Annotated in this window: 1 protein-coding gene; it reads left to right on the top strand. The window is 63.9% G+C overall.

What is annotated here, in order from left to right:
- Positions 1-264: ABC transporter permease subunit (locus AC1DRP_RS36910; RefSeq protein WP_476771190.1), on the top strand; the 264-nt coding region annotated here is incomplete at its 5' end.
- Positions 265-410 lie beyond the last annotated feature (146 nt).

Genomic DNA, 410 nt, shown 5'->3' with positions numbered 1-410 from the left:
CCGCAGTTCTTCACCGGCCTGAAGATCGCGGCGATCAGCGTGGTCTCGGGCGCGATCGCCGGCGAATTCCTCGGCGGCGGCCAGGGCTTCGGCGAGCTGATCCGGGTCGCCGCATCGCAGCTCGACACCCCGCGCGTCTTCTCGCTGATCATCTATCTCAGCCTGCTCGGGCTTTTCATGTTCGGCGTCGTGTCCTGGATGCAGTACAGGTTCGTCTTCTGGCAGCGTTCGAGTAACACCATCTCTTCCAGGGCACCCCGGTGAGCGGCAGCAGGACAGACACGACCATGGCAAAAGCTGCCGAGAAGACCACGCTGTCGACGACGGTCTCCCAGAAACTGCGCTGCGACATCTTCCTGGGCGAATTCAGGCCGGGTGAGACGCTGCGCAGCGAGGGGATTGCCTCGACC

Source organism: Allobosea sp. 01N443 (assembly GCF_056399325.1).
Note: the sequence above shows the minus strand (reverse complement) of the source record. Positions and strands in the feature narration are given on the sequence as shown.